The organism is Aminobacter sp. P4_D5 (genome assembly GCF_056401815.1).
In genome coordinates, this window is the sequence record NZ_JBFUIP010000365.1 from 1 (window position 1) to 1,482 (window position 1,482).

At 59.2% G+C, this 1,482-nt stretch carries 2 protein-coding genes and 1 pseudogene; all 3 read left to right on the top strand.

What is annotated here, in order from left to right; translation table 11 throughout:
* Positions 1-234 (top strand): annotated as a pseudogene (locus AC1DWF_RS31900) (haloacid dehalogenase-like hydrolase); the annotation flags it as partial.
* Positions 235-340: 106 nt separating this feature from the next.
* Positions 341-814, top strand: a complete 474-nt coding sequence (locus AC1DWF_RS31905) for a DUF992 domain-containing protein (RefSeq protein WP_476788403.1) — start codon at positions 341-343, stop codon at positions 812-814.
* Between the two features lie 42 nt (positions 815-856).
* The coding region (locus AC1DWF_RS31910) for a hypothetical protein (protein WP_476842552.1) at positions 857-1,482 on the top strand (626 nt) is incomplete at its 3' end.

Here is a 1,482-nt window from a genome sequence, read left to right on the forward strand (position 1 = left end):
AATTCCGATGGCGACCTCGAAATGCTGCAATGGACGACCTTGGGCAGCGGGAACGCCGGCCCGCGTTTCGGTCTCATCGTCCACCACACCGACGCCGAGCGGGAGTACGCCTACGACCGCAACACGGAGTTTGGCAAACTCGACGAAGCGCTCGATGCGGCTGCGGTGAACAATTGGACGGTCGTCGACATGAAGACGGACTGGAAGACCATCTTTCCGTTCGAACTGAAATAATGCCGAGTGGCATATAGCGAAAAAGCCGTCTCGCCGTAACAAGCGCAACGTCAGTCGTTGCTGACAGCTAAGTCAGTGAAGGCGGGGCAAAACGAAGGGGACGTCAATGGTTGATCTATCTCGAAAGGTATTTCTCAGCTGTGCCCTGGCGCTGATCCCGTTGGGTGCAAGTGCCCAGAATTCCGCGCAGATAGGCACGCTTWCATGCGATGTGTCTCGCGGCATCGGAATGTTCGTAGTTGAAAAGCAGACACTGTCGTGCGTCTTCCAGGACCGGGACGGCAAAGTCGAAAACTACRCMGGATCCATTGATCAGTTCGGCGTGGCSCTTGGGGAGGTTGGCTCGGGCCACCTGATCTGGGGTGTCGTCGCGACGGCCAGCGGCCTTCCSGCTGGWGCMTTGGCCGGTACCTATGCCGGGGTAGGCGCGAACGCCTCGTTCGGTGTCGGCGCAGGCGCCAATATTCTCGTCGGCGGGAGCGGCCGCGCGTTTTCGCTGCAGCCAATTGCCGTCGAGGGTCAGGAAGGCATCAACATTGCGGGCGGTGTTACGACGGTCACTCTAAAGTCGGCGCCTTGAGGATCAGTCGAAAAGAACTGCCTACTCATGGGAGGTTTAGCCATGCTCACCACAAATCTTGCATGTCTGGGTCTGATTGCTGGCGGTCTGTGTTCGACCCTCGGCGGAGCACTTGCACAAGACGCGGATGTCAAACCGCATGTTCCCCTTCAGAAAACTATCGGTGTTGTTACGCCGACAGGGCCGGTGCCTTCGCTTTTTGTCGTGAACTCGGCCGGTGCGACCCTGAAGGACGGAAAGCTTACCATGACTGGTGTGGCGCAAAACTCGATCGTCTTTGCCGACCGTCCTGTTCGTGCGGCGGGCCACGTGACCACAGCTCAATTCATCATGCAATGGGATGAGGGCGCAGACAATTTTATCAAGGACCCACCCAACGCTACCATTTCCGTTCTCGGCGGCGATGGATCGAAAGTCGAAGATGCCGTGGTGACCTTGCGGTCCCCCAAACTCGCGGACGGTGCTCTGACGTTCGATGTTTCGGTGCTGGAAGGAAGCCTGAGTGGGTCAAGTGGACCTGCGGCACTATTCATCGATCGTGGCGGCGGCTTTGGCGGCGGTCATTTTGGTGGTGGTGGCTTCGGCGGAGGCAACTTCGGCGGAGGGGCGCGCGGCTTTGGCGGTGGCGATTTCGGCGGCGACCGACTTGGCAGCAACGACGGGCGCTT